General features: G+C 57.1%; 12 protein-coding genes and 1 pseudogene. 8 read left to right on the top strand and 5 right to left on the bottom strand.

Translation table 11 applies throughout. From position 1 onward, the window contains the following. Window positions 1–538: 538 nt before the first annotated feature. The 4 genes from F6V25_RS16770 to F6V25_RS16785 all read right to left on the bottom strand — a co-directional run bounded on the left by F6V25_RS16770 (window position 539) and on the right by F6V25_RS16785 (window position 4,329). Window positions 539–2,101, bottom strand: a complete 1,563-nt coding sequence (locus F6V25_RS16770; RefSeq protein ID WP_151129743.1) for a DHA2 family efflux MFS transporter permease subunit — start codon at window positions 2,099–2,101, stop codon at window positions 539–541. Beyond that, window positions 2,088–3,221 (bottom strand): HlyD family secretion protein, encoded by a 1,134-nt coding sequence (locus F6V25_RS16775; RefSeq protein WP_151129744.1) that lies wholly within the window; start codon window positions 3,219–3,221, stop codon window positions 2,088–2,090. Before F6V25_RS16775 ends, F6V25_RS16770 begins: the two co-directional genes overlap by 14 nt. Further along, window positions 3,218–3,688 carry a MarR family winged helix-turn-helix transcriptional regulator gene (locus tag F6V25_RS16780; protein WP_151129745.1) on the bottom strand — a complete coding sequence of 157 codons (471 nt, stop codon included), beginning with the start codon at window positions 3,686–3,688 and terminating at the stop codon, window positions 3,218–3,220. Before F6V25_RS16780 ends, F6V25_RS16775 begins: the two co-directional genes overlap by 4 nt. A gap of 380 nt (window positions 3,689–4,068) precedes the next feature. Then, window positions 4,069–4,329 carry a hypothetical protein gene (locus F6V25_RS16785; RefSeq protein ID WP_151129746.1) on the bottom strand — a complete coding sequence of 87 codons (261 nt, stop codon included), beginning with the start codon at window positions 4,327–4,329 and terminating at the stop codon, window positions 4,069–4,071. A 463-nt stretch (window positions 4,330–4,792) separates the two neighbouring features. Here F6V25_RS16785 and topA point away from each other — a divergent pair, with 463 nt between their 5' ends. The 7 genes from topA (at window position 4,793) to F6V25_RS16820 (ending at window position 13,604) form a co-directional block, all read left to right on the top strand. Then, window positions 4,793–6,670, top strand: coding sequence for a type I DNA topoisomerase (gene topA / locus F6V25_RS16790; protein ID WP_151129747.1), 1,878 nt, complete (start codon window positions 4,793–4,795; stop codon window positions 6,668–6,670). Continuing rightward, window positions 6,667–9,108 carry an ATP-dependent DNA helicase gene (locus F6V25_RS16795; protein ID WP_246167083.1) on the top strand — a complete coding sequence of 814 codons (2,442 nt, stop codon included), beginning with the start codon at window positions 6,667–6,669 and terminating at the stop codon, window positions 9,106–9,108. Before topA ends, F6V25_RS16795 begins: the two co-directional genes overlap by 4 nt. A gap of 378 nt (window positions 9,109–9,486) precedes the next feature. Next, window positions 9,487–9,702, top strand: a complete 216-nt coding sequence (locus F6V25_RS16800) for a hypothetical protein (protein WP_151129748.1) — start codon at window positions 9,487–9,489, stop codon at window positions 9,700–9,702. 239 nt (window positions 9,703–9,941) lie between these two features. Further along, window positions 9,942–10,133 (top strand): hypothetical protein, encoded by a 192-nt coding sequence (locus tag F6V25_RS16805; protein WP_151129749.1) that lies wholly within the window; start codon window positions 9,942–9,944, stop codon window positions 10,131–10,133. Window positions 10,134–10,154: 21 nt separating this feature from the next. Beyond that, on the top strand, window positions 10,155–10,748 hold the full coding sequence (locus tag F6V25_RS16810; RefSeq protein ID WP_246167084.1) for a DUF2127 domain-containing protein: 594 nt from the start codon (window positions 10,155–10,157) through the stop codon (window positions 10,746–10,748). Between the two features lie 82 nt (window positions 10,749–10,830). Further along, on the top strand, window positions 10,831–11,520 hold the full coding sequence (locus tag F6V25_RS16815) for a VIT1/CCC1 transporter family protein (protein ID WP_218043566.1): 690 nt from the start codon (window positions 10,831–10,833) through the stop codon (window positions 11,518–11,520). 275 nt (window positions 11,521–11,795) lie between these two features. Continuing rightward, window positions 11,796–13,604 carry a transporter substrate-binding domain-containing protein gene (locus F6V25_RS16820; protein ID WP_191966244.1) on the top strand — a complete coding sequence of 603 codons (1,809 nt, stop codon included), beginning with the start codon at window positions 11,796–11,798 and terminating at the stop codon, window positions 13,602–13,604. Between the two features lie 647 nt (window positions 13,605–14,251). On the opposite strand, the gene F6V25_RS16825 is transcribed toward F6V25_RS16820, so the two are convergent. Next, window positions 14,252–14,473 carry a hypothetical protein gene (locus tag F6V25_RS16825; protein ID WP_151129752.1) on the bottom strand — a complete coding sequence of 74 codons (222 nt, stop codon included), beginning with the start codon at window positions 14,471–14,473 and terminating at the stop codon, window positions 14,252–14,254. Between the two features lie 330 nt (window positions 14,474–14,803). On the opposite strand from F6V25_RS16825, the pseudogene F6V25_RS16830 reads away from it, so the two are divergent. After that, window positions 14,804–14,993: pseudogene (locus F6V25_RS16830) on the top strand (hypothetical protein); the annotation flags it as partial.

Here is a 14,993-nt window from a genome sequence, read left to right on the forward strand (position 1 = left end):
ATTACAACTCGGAAAGGCCGCACAGCTCACTGAACGGCATGGCACCGACTGAGTTTGCAAGAACATTTGAAAAAGAACAAAAGACCGAAAAACCTAAGCAAGAACTGGTTCTATTGAAGGGGTAAGGTCATCGCGGCTTAAGTCCGAGTGTTGATAATAAGTTAAGGAAATGACTTATGCCTTTTTGGTATGCATCTGGTATATAGGTCGGCCTGCTGATAAAGACATTTTTCATCACTCAAGTCCCTTTCACTTCACAGAATGCAAGCTTCGCGAGCAGGCCCCCTAATTGGGCGTAGTTAAGATTGTTAACCAGATCGAATTGCCCCGCAGCGTTTCCAACCAGCCACAAGCAACCCCCCGACCTTCCCCCTTCTACTCCAAGCAAACCCATAATTCAACGCAATATCGCAGTGTTAAAATAATTAACATAAAAACGCCAACGCCCATATCCACCCGTTATCACATAAAAAAACGGCACTTGAACCATGCTCAAGCGCCGCCATTTGTATCATTTCGATACATAAAAAAGTTCCGTCTACCTCGCCCGCCGTCGCATGAGCAGAGCCGGCAGCAACGCGGCGAAGAACATCACCGCGACCACGTGAAAACCATCCTGATACGCCAGCATCTGCGCCTTCGGCACCAATATCCGTTCCAGATAATTCATGGCCGCCGGCGGCGCATCGCTGGGTAGGCGGGTGCCGAACGGATTGCCCCAGTGACTCAGCATCAACCCGAGCTGCCGCACGGCATTGCTCGCCGCCGCCGTTGCCGGGGTCATGGCCTGGGCCAGGGCATCGCCATGAAAGGTGATCCGCCGGTCGATCAGCATGGACAGCAGATTGACCCCCATGGCGCCGCCAAGCTGGCGGATGAAATTCAGGGCGCCCGAACCTTGCGCCAGCAACTCGTGGGGCAGGGCGCGCAAGGCTCCGGCGTTCAACGACGGCGTTATCAGCCCCAGCCCGATGCGTCCCACGATGATCCACCAGGCAAACAGCCAGAACGACGAATCCACGTCGGCCCCGGCGCAGAGCCAGTTGGACAGGCCGAACAGGGTCAATCCGGCCATGACCGGCCCCCATGGCGGCAATCGGTCGGCAAGGTGCCCGGCCACCGGGGCCGTCAGCGCCAGCGCAAAACCGGCGGGCATCAACAGCAGGCCGGAGCGGGTCGGGTTGTATCCCTGCACGAACTGTACGAACATGGGGACGATATAGGTGGAGCCGTAAATGCCCACCCCCAGGGCAAAGGTAACCAGGCAGCTTGCCGTGAACCGGCCATTGAGGAAGACACGGAGGTTCAAAAGCGGCCGTTGACACGTCAATTCCCAGGAGATGAAGGCAACGGCCGAGGCGAGGGCGGCCACGGCCAGCGCCAGGATCAGATCCGAACTCCAGCCTTCGCGCTGCCCGTTGGAGATTGCACTCAGCAGGCAGATCAGGAAGATACTCAGGAAGGAAAAGCCGATTCCGTCGAAACCATGGGAAGCAGCCTCCTGGCGCGTATCGCGGCCGGGCAGGAACACCGTGGCCGCCACCATGGCGGCCACGCATACCGGTATGACCGCCAGGAACACATAACGCCAACTGTATTCGTCAACCAGATATCCGGCGACGGTGGGCCCGAGCGCCGGTGCCAGCACCACGCCCAAGGTATAGATGGACATGGCCCGGCCTCGCTGGTTGCGGGGGAAAACCTCGGACAATACCACCATGGCCACCGGCTGGATCAAACCGGAGGCCATGCCTTGCAGCACCCGCGCCAGGATGATTTCGTTGCTGGTGTTGCTTGCCGCCCCGGCAAGGGTGCCGACGACGAACAGCGCCAGGGCGCCGACGAACGCCATGCGATAGCCGAAGCGGCCAAGGGCCCAGGCGGTAAGCAGCATGGTCGCCGTCGTCGCCGCCAGGAAGCCGGTGGAGAGCCACTGCACCTGATCCTGCCCCAGGCCGAAGGCGCCCATGATGTCCGGCAGCGCCACATTGACCATGGTCGAGGCGGCGGTGGTGACAATGGTGCCGAGCATGACGGTACCGGTCGCGAGCCATTTATACCGGGCGCCGAAGCGCTCGGTATAGGCCTCAATGGGCGACATTGATGGAAACCTCGACCATGAGGCCGGGTTGCAGGGGCTGTTTGGGCTTGTCGATGGCGATGCGGACCGGCACCCGTTGGGTGATCTTGGTGAAGTTGCCGGAAGGGTTGGGGCTGGGCAACAGGGCGAATTGATTGGTGGCGGCGTTGCCGACGCGTATGACCCGTCCGTGCAGCCCGAGGTTCGGATAGGCGTCCACCGCCACGTTCACCGGCTGGCCGACACGCACTTTGCCGACCGCGGTTTCCTTGACGTTGGCTTCCACCCAGATGTCGTTCGGATCATGGAGCATCATCAGCCACTGCCCGGCCTGCACGTAGTCGCCCGCGTGGATGAAGGTCCTGTCCACAATGCCGTCGCAGGGGGCGCGCAGGGTGCGGTCGGCGATCTCCTGGCGCACCTGCGCCACCTGGCTGGCAAGGGCCGCCCGCTCGCGGCGCAGCACCTCGAGCTGCTGTCCCAGCATGGCCACCTGGCCGCGCTGGGCGACCGTTTGCGCCAAGGTCGCCTGCCGGGCGGTGAGCTGCGACCGGGCCTGGCGTAATGACGCCTCGTTCTGGAACTTGGTGCTGCGCGTATGATCCCAGTTCTCTCGCGAAACGGCGCCCTGGCCCACCAGCGCATCGGAACGGGCAAAATCCGCACGGGCCAGGTCCGCCTGGGGCGCGATCACCGCCACGGCCTCCCTGGCGGCGGTCACCTGGGCCCGGGCATCGGCGATCCCCGCCGTGGTCGTTTTCTGTGTGGTGTCGCGCTGAATCGTGATCTCGCGGATATGGGCGTCGTGGGCCGCCAGGTTGTTTTCCAGCGTGGCCAGCCGCAATTTGGCGTCGCGCGTGTCCAGTTCCCCCAGTACCTGCCCCTTGCGCACATGATCCCCCTCGATCACCGGACGGGTGACCAGCCAGCCATCGAGCCTGCTGGCAATGGTAATGACCTCGCCTGCCGTCTTGGCGTCGTTTTCCTCCACATGGGTCAGCCGGTTATGCAGCCAAAACCCGCAGGCCAGCAGTGCGAGAAACAGCGCGGCGAAGACGGCGGGATGCCGCGCCGCGCCAAACCTGACTCTGCGCAGAATTGCGTACACCCTCATGGAGGTGGTTGTGGTGCCGCCGCTCATACCGCATCCTCCGGGTCCTGTGTCCAGGTCCTGTTGAGCCCGTCGCAGATGCGTTCGATTACGTTGAGGGCGATTGCCAACTCCTCCTCGCTGATACCGGCGAATATCTGGCGGCGGATAACGGCGGCAGCCGCTTCCACCTTCCCAACCAAAAGGCGCCCGCTTGGGGTCAGGGACAAGAGCTTGGCGCGCCGGTCGTCGCCATCGGGCACGCGTTTTATCAGTCCGCCATTATCGAGAGCGTCGATCAGCCGGACCAGGGTGGAACATTCGATGCCGACCACCTCCGCCAGGTCCTTTTGCCGCAGCGGTTCGTTCCGCGCAATATGCAGCAGGGGAAGCCACGTCGCTTCGGTGAGTCCAAACGGTTGCAGCCGCTCGTCCACGGCCCTGCGCCACTGCCGCGAGGCATAGCCGAGCCGGGGACCAAAACGTATGCTGTTGTCCAGCTTTGTTGGTTCGTCCATAGAGTCCTCTGGTGATAATAATTATTTCGTATCAGATTAATTTGAATCAGAAGTATTTGTCAAGGGGTAAACCGTCGGAGGGAATCGGGCGTTACCAAGAACTCATACAACCGGGAGAGCGGACAACCTGTTGGGAAGGGCGACGGCCTGGAGCGGAGGGGGCAGCATCATAAGGAACCTGATGGCAAAAGGGCGGCCCCTTGGAATGGAGCTTTCCAAGGGGCCTAGTGATCTAAACACACATGAAGGAGGAGATCACAGTATGGTACGCTGCGCGGGTGAAGTCAACGAAAACGGTAGCTTGCATAATGTATCCTTACTTGTGGACGATATGGGCTACTTTTCCATGTTGCCGTCTCAAATTTTCAAAGCCTGAAACCTCAGATATCCTCGTCGGACGTGTCCAGAAAGGTCATAATTGAATTGAACATCGAAGAGGGTGTGTCCTGCCGCCCCTTCCGGGAATCGAAGACGTTTTCCCAGCCATACCCCTGCAAATCCACCGCTACCACCATACCGGCGCCACGGGTGTCGATTTGCGGGGTTATGGTCTTCACCACCCGGTGCCCCGGTCTGCGGTTGAAGAAGTTGTGCTCTTCCTCTATGTGCCTGATAAGCTCCACCAGTTGGTTGATTGTCATGGTCTTTTGCCTTTGTTTTGCTTGTATGGGCAGGGCTGCCGTGAACCGGATTCATCTGGGATAATTATACACCCGATTTGTCGCCCGTCCCGATCCCCTCTGGAAACCGACAGCCTGAAGCCTGAACCTCGATGAGTCATATATCATTATTACACGCCAATAATAAACTAATATTCCTATCACGGATTGTGTTTACCGTCCATAGTTATGTTGTACAGCCAGCGTTGTCCGGTTGAGTCTTTGCAGTAGAGTCACCCCCGGCTTTATCCCCTCACCCGGCCTTCGGCCACCCTCTCCCGGTGGGAGAGGGCTTGACGCGTGTGCCTTCTCCCGCCGGGAGAAGGTGCCCCGAAGGGGCGGATGAGGGGATTGGTTGAAGATAGCTCCGCGGCACGGAAATATGGTATATAATCATCTCCCCTGACCGCAGGGTACCTTGAAGCGACTTTTACGGATTTTCATCATGCTGCTCGTTATCGAGTCCCCCAACAAAATAAAGAAGATCAAATCCTACCTCAACGCCCAGATCCTGGCCACCGTGGGCCATTTCAAAGACCTGCCGGCCGACGCCATGGGGGTGGACCTGGACACCTATGCGCCCACGTTCATCCTGGACAAGGGGAAGGCGGACCGGATCAAGCAGATCAAGGCCGCCGCCAAGGGGCAGGATGTGTATATCGCCACCGACCCGGACCGCGAAGGATATGCCATCGGCACCCATGTCTTCGACGAGGTGCAGAAGATCGCCCGGTCGATCCACCGCCTGGAGATCCACGAGATCACCCAGAAGGGGATCGACGACGCCATGAAGAAGTCGATCCCGTGGGAGAGCACCAACACCGGCCTGTATAATGCTTTTCTGGGGCGCAGGGTGGGGGACCGGATCGTGGGGTATATCCTTTCCCCCATCGCCAGCAACGCCCTCAAGGGAAGGTATTCGGTGGGCCGGGTGCAGGCCCCGGCGGTGCGCCTCTGCGTGGAGCGGGAACGGGAGATCCGCACTTTCAACCCGGAGCCCTTTTACGTTGTCTCGATTATGCTGCAAAAGGAGGAACTGTCCTTCGCGGCCAAGCACAAGGGGGGCAATCTGACGGATAAGGCCAAGGCCGAGGCGATTCTCCAGGCGGTGACCGCCGCCCGGACCGCCGATATCCTCAAGGTGGAAACCAAGGAGACCCGGCAAAACCCCAAGGCCCCGTTTACCACCGTGGACATGCAGGCGGCGGCCTCCTCGCAACTCAAGATCTCCCCGGAGGTGGCGATGCGCCTGGCCCAGCAGCTCTTCGAGGCCGGCCTGATCAGCTACCACCGTACCGATTCCGTCCGCATCGCCGACGAATTCATCGCCGATATCAGAAACCATGTGGGGCGCTCCCTGGGGGCGGCGTACCTCCCCAAGACTCCCAACACCTACAAGTCCAAGAACAGCCAGGCCGAGGCCCACGAGGCGATCCGGCCGACCCACATGCACCCCACCGGCGACATTCATGGGATCGTCTCGAAAGAAGGGTTGGGCGCGGACCACGAGAAGCTCTATACTCTGATCTACCGGCGCACCGTGGCCTCCCAGATGGCGGCGGCGGTCTACGACTCCACGACCGTGGAGATCGATTGTGCCGGGGAGCCGTTCCGGGCCACCGGCAGAGTGATGAAGTTCGACGGTTTTCTGAAGGTCTACAGCGAGGTGAAGGAGGGGGACAAGGAGGACGAGGACGACAACCAGCGGCTGCCTGCCCTGGTAAACGGCGAGACGGTGGAGAAGACCGGCCAGAAGCTGGACGAGAAGCAGACCAAGCCGCCGGGGCGGTACTCCGAGGCGACCCTGGTCAAGGCGTTGGAGAAGCACGGTATCGGCAGGCCTTCCACCTATGCCTCGATCATGGGGACGATCAAGACCAGAAACTATATCGTGATCAAGAAGGGGAAGATCCACGCCACGGATGTGGCCGAACGGCTCTTCGATTTCCTGGCCAAGGACCACCCCTGGATCATCGACCTGGAACTGACCAAGAAGATGGAGTCGTACCTGGACAAGGTGGAGGGGGGCGACGCCTCCTGGACCACCTTCGTCAAGGGGGTGCACTCCAAGATGAAATTTGCCCGGCCCCCCCAGCGGGCGGCTGCCGGTCCCGGCGGCGTCTATCCCCCGTCCCCGGCGCAGTTGAAATTCGGCACGGACCTGGCGAAAAAGCACGACAGGGAGATTCCCAAAGAGGCCCTGGAATCGTCGCGGGCCATGTCGGCGTTTATCGACGGGCTCTTGGGGAAAACGCCCCAGGACGACGCCGGCAAGGTCAAGGCCCCGGCCAAGAAAAAGACCCGGGGGGGTAGCGGGAAGTGACGAAGCTGATCACCATGCCGCTCCGGGATTTTGCCCTGCCTTCTCCACGGACCGGCAGCATCGAGGCCCATTCTGGCTATGGCCGTCAGGCCGCCGAGGGGCAGGAAATCCACACTCGGGTGCAGAAGCAGCGGGCAAAGGCCGACTCGGCCTATCAGGCCGAGGTGCCGATCACCAGCCTGTTCGAGAGAGGAGGGTACGCATTTCGGGTCGATGGCCGGATGGATGGGATCTTCCGTCACGAGGTGCCGAAGATCGAGGAGATCAAGAGCACCTTCAATATCCGGGAACTGGCGCAGCATCTGGCGGGCGGCCCCCTGGACCATCCCTACTGCCTGCAACTGCTGACCTACGGTTACTGCTACTGGCGCGAACACCGGGTGCTGCCCGCGCTCTCCTTCCATTTGGTCTCCACCCGCAGCGGCGATGCGGACGACCTTGATCTGCTCCTCGATCCGGCCCGGTACGAACAATGGCTCGACCGCCGCCTGGACGAACTGGTCGTCGAGGCGCAGCAGGCGGAGAAGCGCGCCGCCCGGCGGCGAAAGGCCGCCACCTCATTCACTTTTCCCTTTGCCAATCCCCGGCCCGGCCAGATCGAACTCATGGAGACCATCGAGCGGTTCATGACGGAGAAACGGCCCATGCTCATCCAGGCCCCCACGGGTCTCGGAAAGACCGTCGGCGTTCTGTATCCCGTAGCGAAGGAGGCTCTGAGCCGGGGACAGAGGGTCGTGTACGTCACGCCGAAAAACAGCCAGCACTCCGTGGCGGAGGACGCCGTCACCCGCTTCCAGGAAGCGGGGGCAAAGCTGAAATCCCTCTCCATCACCGCCAAGGGGAAGATCTGCTTCATGAACGAGCCGCTGTGCAATCCCGACTACTGCGAGTATGCCAGGGACTACTACGGCAAGGTCTATGGGGAAGGGCTGCTCGATATACTGGCACGGAAGAGGAAGCTGAAGGCCCGCACCTTTCGCGACCTGGGGGAGCAGTACCGGGTCTGTCCGTTCGAGTTGCAACTGGACAGCGCCCGCGAGGCGGACATCATCATCTGCGATTACAACTACGTGTTTGCCCCGCGCTCGGCATTGGGCCGCATGGCGGACATCGGCGTGGATCAGACCGGCAAGCCCAACCTGGTGATCGACGAAGCCCACAACCTCCCGGCGCGGGCCATGGACTACTATTCGCCGGCACTCTCGTCCGTGGTGCTGGAAAATATGCGTGGCGAGATACGGGCGGTGACCCCACGTTTTCGCCACGAGGCCGAGGAGCTTCTTGACGGTTGCCTGCAGGCCGTCGCTGCCTGTCATGCGCCCGGCGTCACCAAGCCGCAGCGGATCGAGCCACCCACGGACCTGTTTTTCACCCCGCACTCCCGGCTCAGTGTCTTTCTCTCCCGCTACCTGGATTCGGGCGTGGAGATACCCCACCAGGACGTGATCCTGCGGCTCTGTCACTACTGGGCCGAATTCACGGAAACCCTGGAGTTCATCGGCCATCCCGACCGGCAGGAATTTTTCACCACCTTTCACCCCCATGGGACCGGCGGCACGGTGAAGATAACCTGTTGCGACGCCTCGGCAATGCTGGAGGATTGCTATGCCGACTACGAGCAGGTGGTGGGGTTCTCGGCGACCCTGAAACCCTTTGACTATTATGTGCGCCTTTCCGGCCTGAAGGTGGACCGGGTCAGGACGGCGGAATTTGCCAGCCCGTTTCCGAGAGAACGGCGCAAGCTCCTGATCATCCCCCAGATATCCACCCGTTACAGCCACCGCGAACGCAACTACGCCAAGATCGCCGAGGCGGTCCAGAGGGTGGCGGCACTGCGCAAGGGCAACTATTTCGTTTTCCTGCCGAGCTTCGAGTTTCTGGAGCGGGTAGCCTCCCTCTTTCAACCGCCGGCAGGCTTTGTGGTGGTGCGTCAGGAGCGGGGCATGAAAGCCGCCGGCATAGAAGCGGTCGTCGAGAACCTTCGCGCCCAAGGCACGCCGACAATCGTCTTTGCCGTGCAGGGAGGTTCCTTCTCCGAAGGTATGGACTACGCGGGGGAGATGATTATCGGGGCCTTTGTGGTCGGGCCGCCGCTGCCCACCTATGATCTGGAGCGGGAACAGATGCGGTCGTATTACCAGCAAAAATATGCTGCCGGATTTGAATATGCCTACACGATACCCGCCATGGCCAAGGCGATCCAGGCCGCCGGCAGGGTCATCCGCTCCGAGACGGACCGGGGGCTTATCGTCCTGATGGACAGACGGTTCCTGGAGCCTGGTTTCAGTCAGGCGATGCCGGCCGACTGGTTCACTGCGGATGTTGCCGAGGTCGTGTCGGGCAGTATTTTGCGTGACGTTGCCGATTTCTGGGGAACAGAGTCCGGGGAGGCGACGGTAGCGTCGCCAGCTTCGCCCCAAAGCCGGGATAAGGATTAAGGGGCAGGGCAGGGCGGGATTAAAGGACGGTCGACCTGGGTAAATGTCGCCGTGGCGCTATGGCTCTTGAGGCAACGGTTTATTTTCTATTTACACAAATGATTTATGCTCGTATATTTCCGATAGAAAGCAATGCGCAAACGCCCTTTGCAACGTTTTATGATGGGGAACCATTGTTTTAAAGCCTGAATATGCCCTTTACACTAGGCGCTCACCTGACCTGTCATAAGGAGGGCGCCTGTTATCCCGGACGGTACAGCGCAGTACAAAAGCCCGCGGAAAACGAGCGGGCTTTCTGGTATCTCCCGGTAATCAGATTTGAAACGGTACGATATCCGTTTGATGATATACATTTAGCGCCACATGGAGGAAAGACGTATGCCCGGTTCCTTTACCACTTCTGCTGTACTGGCTGATTCCGCACTCGATACGCTGAAGCGTGCCTATGAGGCCCGACAATCCACCGATGTCGGCTCTCTGATCCTGAAGGCCTATGATGCGATCAAAAGCCTGAAGGATGAAATGGGCTCCTATGGTCTTGAGAATGCGGCACATGACCCGTATGAAATGAACGAGTCGAACTCCGCCATATAACCCCGGCGAACGACCGAAGTTGCTTGATATAATCGCCCCCTGCTGTTTTTTCTCCAGCAGTGGGTTTTTATTTTTCGGGCAGAGAAAAACGCTTGCCCGGATGCGGTCGAAGTCACCAACGCGACCTGGTCAGTTTTGATATTTCCGTGTATACATTGCTTGACTAATCACGCTTTTCTATTATTTTTTAACAATGATTAGGAGGACTGCTGTGAAGACCCTCGCGTGGGAGGGACAAAATGCAAAACATTATCATCTGGGCAAACGAGAACACTCTGGAGCGCATTGTCAATGTGGATGGCACGGTCGTGTGCACCCAGAGATTGCGGATTTCCGATAGGGAACGTTGCGAGGCGGTGATGACGAAACTCTGGCGGCAGTTGCTGAAGGAACAGAAGCAGGGCAAGCCGGGGTCTAAACGCCGATCATGACGGACATGCCCCGTGGGGGACTTGACCGAAAACCGGGATGCCCCCGGTTTTCTTGTTTCATTCGACCGATTGCAGCGCTGTTGCCATGCTGTCGTCTACGCCGAACACGTGAAAAAATACATGCACAATAATGCCGAAAACCCTGCAAAACTTGGCGGACTTCGTGTCGTAGCGCTCTTCGAGGGGGCCAAGGGGATGATCGTCCTGTTGACCGGTTTAGGGATACTGGCGTTCATTCACGAAGATGTCCATCATGTTGCCGAGCAACTTGTTCGACACTTGCATATCAATCCTGCCCGCCACTATCCACAAATCTTCATCGATGCGGCTACCCACGTGACGGATCTGCAACTCTGGGGGCTTGCCCTTTCTGCGTTATGTTACGCAATTGTGCGTTTTGTGGAGGCGTTCGGCCTTTGGAAACGGATGCCGTGGGCGGAGTGGTTCGGTTTGCTGACCGGCGGGATGTATATACCTGTTGAACTGTTTGAAGTCATGCGCGGGATGACGTGGCCCAAGATGACCGTGCTGGTTGTGAACCTGGGGGTTGTGGGATACCTGGCCTATGCTTTGTTGAGGTCGCGGCGGAAAGAACCCCCGCTATTGTCTACTTAAAGGCTCCATTCATTTGTTCCACTGTCCAGAGGTTGGAAAACATGATCGCTATCTTCAGGATGATTGCAGGTGCCGGATGCCAATGACTGCCCAGGGGGAAAAACATTTTACCGCATCCGATACGGTACGTGACATTGTCATCGGCATGTCGGATGGTTTGACGGTTCCGTTCGCGCTTGCGGCGGGGTTGTCGGGAGCCGTTGATTCCACAGGCCTCATTATAATCGCAGGACTCGCCGAGATCGCGGCGGGTGCGATTGCAATGGGGCTGGGGGGGTATCTGGCGGCGCGGACCGATGCGGAACATTTTGCGGCCGAGTTGGCCCGTGAAGAGCGCGAGACGCACGAAGTCCCCGAAAGCGAGGCGGACGAGGTCGCCCAAGTTTTCCGCAATTACGGGCTTCCAGAGGATACGGTGACGGCCGTTGTGGGGGCGATCCGCTCCGACCGCGCCCGGTGGGTTGACTTTATGATGAAGTTTGAACTGGGGCTTGAAGAACCGGACCCCCGCCGGGCGCGCAGCAGCGCTCTGACCATTGCCCTCTCGTATGTTACGGGCGGCCTGGTGCCGCTGGCCCCCTATTTCTTTTTGCACTCCGTGCATGCGGCTTTGGTGGGGTCCATGGTTGTCACGCTGCTGGCCCTGTTTGTGTTTGGTTTTGTCAAGGGACACTTTACCACGAGCCGGCCGGTGCGGAGTGCTTGGCAAACGGTCCTTGTCGGAGGAATCGCGGCAGCGGCAGCATTTGGCATAGCAAAACTCATTGGATAGACCGGCTGCCGGTTTGCGGAAGTTTCCAACCATGGTGGGGGCTTCTTCGATCTTTAGCTCTTTACGCCAGTGCTCATCCCCACCGCCGCAAAGGTCTCTCCGAAACTGATGCCGCCTCGGAATGGTTTTTATGGGTGGTCTGGATTCGCAATTGCCGCATACTCCCTTGCAATCCTGCGTCTACAAGGTATAACACTTAAACACCATGGGTAGGTAGTGGGTCGACCTCTTAAGGACACATCATGCTGGCAACAATGAACCGGATGAAGACTCGCATGACTTTGATCGTTCTCACGGCCGCGGCACTCAGTATGGCCGTTGCCGCCTGCGCAGAGGATTTCACCCCTCCACCTGTGGCGTCGGATACGATCATTGCCGCAATCCCCCCCGATTTCCCGCCAACCTATTCCCAGAACCGCCAGACCGGAAAGCCGGTCGGTTTTGCCGTTGATGTTATGAATGAGATCGCCCGTCGGGCCGGTTTGAAGGTGGTCTATGTGTTCGGGCAGCAGTGGGATGAGGTCGAACACCTGGTTCTGAGCGGCAAAGCGGACCTGGTCCCGAACCTGCTCGTTGACGATGCGCGGAGCAAGTTATTCACCTTTACGGAGCCGGTGGAATCGGTGCCGGTTCATTTGACGGTTCGCAGTCACGAATCGCGCTTTTACGGCATTATCCCGGGTATTAAGATCGGCGTAATCAAGGAAAGCGTCGGAGAGCACTACCTTAAAGGCATCCCTGCCATAACCATCATTACCTATCCCAACCTGCACTCACTGATATTCGAGCTTCTCTCGGGCCAGATTGACGCAGCCTTGACGGCGACGCCGAACATAACGAAGCTTGCCAACGAGGCGGGCGTGGGCGACAAGATAAAAACAGTCGGAGAGCCGGTCATCGACGGGAAACGGGCCATGGCGCTGCGCAAGGGGAATCTGGTCCTTGCGGCCCGTCTCAACAAGGCTATCGAGGGATTTGTCGGTTCGCCCGAATACCAGGCACTTTATCGGAAATGGTGGGGTACGCCGGAGCCGTATTGGAATGCCCGGCGGGTTACCGGAACCATCGGTGCGACACTTGCCCTGGCGGTTCTGTTGATGGGAGGGTGGCGGTACTATTCCATCAAGCGTCTTAATGCACAGCTTACGGAAAGCATGGCCAAGCTGGAAAATGCCCAAAAGACCCTTCAGGAACAGGCTGCCTTACTGGAGGAAGAGATAGCCGAACGGCATCTGGCAGAGGTGAATCTAGCGGTCAAACAACAGCAGCTTGAGGAGGTCAATCGCTCTCTTGAGGATCACATCGCCACGACGCTGAAGGAACTCCGCGAGAAAGACCAGATGCTCATCCAACAGGGGCGTTTTGCCGCAATGGGGGAAATGATCAGCAATATATCGCACCAGTGGCGCCAACCGCTTAATAATGTGGGCCTGATTATCCAGAATTTGCAGGAAATGTCCGAACATGGCGAACTTAATCCGGAAATCTTAAATCATGAAGTCAAAGTGGCCATGGATGTTATCCTGTTCATGTCGAATACCATTGACGATTTTCGCTTTTTTTTCAGGCCGGATAAGGAAAAGAGTGAGTTCATCGTCAACAAGGTCATTGAAAAAACTATCAAATTCATGTCGCCGGCCCTTCGGAACTACGGTATCACCATCGCATTCGATGCAGAGCCGAATGTCTGTATTGTGGGATACCCCAACGAGTATTCCCAGATGTTGATCAATATCATTAATAATGCCAAGGATGTACTGCTGGAACGAAAGATCCTCAAGCCGCGTATCACCATACGCGTTTTCCGCGATAATGCGCTTGCGGTTGCAACCATTGCAGATAACGCCGGCGGCATAGATGCCGATGTCCTGCCCAAGGTGTTCGACCCGTATTTTACGACCAAGGAGCCGGGCAAAGGTACCGGAATCGGCCTTTACATGTCCAAGGTCATAGCGGAGAAGAATATGGAGGGCAGGCTGATAGCCCGAAATCTGGCCGATGGTGCGGAGTTCAGGATCGAGATGCCCTTACGCGGCCCGCTGCAGGTAGCCGCCCATGGAGGCGCGTTTCAGCCCGCCTCATGAGGTCGCGCCGATGGTAATCCCTTCATAGCAATAATGCACCAGGCAAGGCTGGGGGCAAGTAATCCGCAATTTGGTCGCTCGAAGCCGGACGATTATCCACGCTTTGAAAATATGGCTTTCAGAAATTTGACGCTTCCTCCCATCGTTTTTCTGTTGTTCATGCTCTTTCTGTAGTTTTTCCCTTTTTTTTATACTGTTGTTTACGATTTGTAGCGTTTATTCAGGAGGTTATATAACATGCTGTTCTTATTAAATATTGAAAAATTTTCGTTGTATTTTTCATAAATTGTGCAAAAAAAAGAGTGAAAAAAATTGACGTTTGAAAACTTGCGTGTAGAATGTTACCAATAGTCACTAAACAAATAGATAAAGTTGCTGTAATTTTACATGGTTTGGCCAATTATCAGCACCCGGGAGCAGCTAAAATCGTTGTTGTAAAAAAATAGAATATAATCATAGTAATTTCATATTGTTATCTGCTGGTGTCGTATTATTGACATGGCTGCTGATAGAATGATTGACGATTACACTGTTGGGCAGAGAGTACATCTTCTCATCGAGGAACCTCCCCTGTGTATTGTTATTTGCAAATGAACTTGCATAAGTACCGACTGCTCCTGCTCCTGCCCTTTCTGGTGTCTCTTTTTCTATTCTCGTTTTCCCTGAATCATTACCATTACGGCAATTCCTGCTGCGACCACAACAACGCCAGCCACTACTTCGTCGAGAGTACTTTTAAGAAAATCGAGCAGATCACAACGGTTCAACAAACGGCAAAAAGCCATCCCACCCACCTCCCATCTACCAATTCCATTTTCTTCAAAACTATTTTTCGCGTTACAGAGCCAAGACGTCTCGTTGCCGGACATACCGGTCTGATGCCCAGCGCTGCAACGGCGTACCAACCGCCGGCATTATTTCCCAACCGAGCCTCTCCTGTTATTAGAGCCTGATATTTTCTAAATGGTTGATAGCCACTGGCCCATATAGCGCACAATTTTTGTTGTTTACTCGCAATATACCTTGCTGAAAAGCGGAATGTAGAGCCCTGGGGCAATTGGGAATAATGCTATTTCTTGATTGGTAGATGTTTTTGCGTTTTCACAAGATGTACCCCAAAGAGGGGCGAAAGGTGGTGAAGAAGCGCAATGCCTTCCCTTGGTTTTAAAGTTTTGAGATTACATGAAAGGAGGTTTCTGATGACATGTAAAAGATTTTTCTGCCTGTTGGCCTGTTCAGCGGTTGTGTTTGGCTCGACTGCTGCGTGGTCGGCGGAGATTCACGGCAGAAGCTCGACCCAGTTTGGCTGGTTCAACGACATCTTTACCGGCAACAAACAGGCCGAATTCGGAGAGTATCTCAACCTGTCGGTCACGCAGATCGACAAAG

It is taken from the genome of Oryzomonas japonica, from assembly GCF_008802365.1.
GTDB classification, from domain to species: Bacteria; Desulfobacterota; Desulfuromonadia; order Geobacterales; family Pseudopelobacteraceae; genus Oryzomonas; species Oryzomonas japonica.

Bases quoted from the DNA above. Each gene is read 5' to 3' on its own strand.
- F6V25_RS16770 (WP_151129743.1), bottom strand. From the start codon at position 2,101: ATGTCGCCCATTGAGGCCTATACCGAGCGCTTCGGCGCCCGGTATAAA.
- F6V25_RS16775 (WP_151129744.1), bottom strand. From the start codon at position 3,221: ATGAGCGGCGGCACCACAACCACCTCCATGAGGGTGTACGCAATTCTG.
- F6V25_RS16780 (WP_151129745.1), bottom strand. From the start codon at position 3,688: ATGGACGAACCAACAAAGCTGGACAACAGCATACGTTTTGGTCCCCGG.
- F6V25_RS16785 (WP_151129746.1), bottom strand. From the start codon at position 4,329: ATGACAATCAACCAACTGGTGGAGCTTATCAGGCACATAGAGGAAGAG.
- topA (WP_151129747.1), top strand. From the start codon at position 4,793: ATGCTGCTCGTTATCGAGTCCCCCAACAAAATAAAGAAGATCAAATCC.
- F6V25_RS16800 (WP_151129748.1), top strand. From the start codon at position 9,487: ATGCCCGGTTCCTTTACCACTTCTGCTGTACTGGCTGATTCCGCACTC.
- F6V25_RS16805 (WP_151129749.1), top strand. From the start codon at position 9,942: ATGCAAAACATTATCATCTGGGCAAACGAGAACACTCTGGAGCGCATT.
- F6V25_RS16815 (WP_218043566.1), top strand. From the start codon at position 10,831: ATGACTGCCCAGGGGGAAAAACATTTTACCGCATCCGATACGGTACGT.
- F6V25_RS16820 (WP_191966244.1), top strand. From the start codon at position 11,796: ATGACTTTGATCGTTCTCACGGCCGCGGCACTCAGTATGGCCGTTGCC.
- F6V25_RS16825 (WP_151129752.1), bottom strand. From the start codon at position 14,473: ATGTCCGGCAACGAGACGTCTTGGCTCTGTAACGCGAAAAATAGTTTT.